This is a genomic window from Oceanisphaera sediminis, from assembly GCF_039539745.1.
In the GTDB taxonomy this organism is placed as follows: domain Bacteria; phylum Pseudomonadota; class Gammaproteobacteria; order Enterobacterales; family Aeromonadaceae; genus Oceanimonas; species Oceanimonas sediminis.
Genome location: NZ_BAABDS010000029.1, coordinates 13,191 through 13,488, shown reverse-complemented (window position 1 = coordinate 13,488; position 298 = coordinate 13,191). Strand labels below are relative to the sequence as shown.

Below are 298 nucleotides of genomic sequence, written 5' to 3'. Positions count from 1 at the left end.
TCCCTAGGACTATAAGTCCTCTAAAGGGCCGTTGGAGACCACAACGTTGATAGGCAGGGTGTGTAAGCGCAGTGATGTGTTGAGCTAACCTGTACTAATGACCCGTGCGGCTTAACCATACAACACCCAAGAAGTGTGAGACCTTGCGTAGCAAAGCAACTTCAGATTATTTCGAACAACATCAGCTTTCCAGCGTTTGTTAGCAACAGCTGACAAACCCCAGTTTATGCCTGGCGGCGATAGCGTTGTGGTCCCACCTGATCCCATGCCGAACTCAGAAGTGAAACGCACCCGCGCC

At 51.0% G+C, this 298-nt stretch carries 1 rRNA gene and 1 other annotated feature; the gene reads left to right on the top strand.

Annotated features, from left to right (window positions below):
• Positions 1–119, top strand: a 23S ribosomal RNA gene (locus ABD827_RS09965); the annotation flags it as partial.
• 110 nt (positions 120–229) lie between these two features.
• Positions 230–298, top strand: a sequence feature (5S ribosomal RNA rRNA prediction is too short).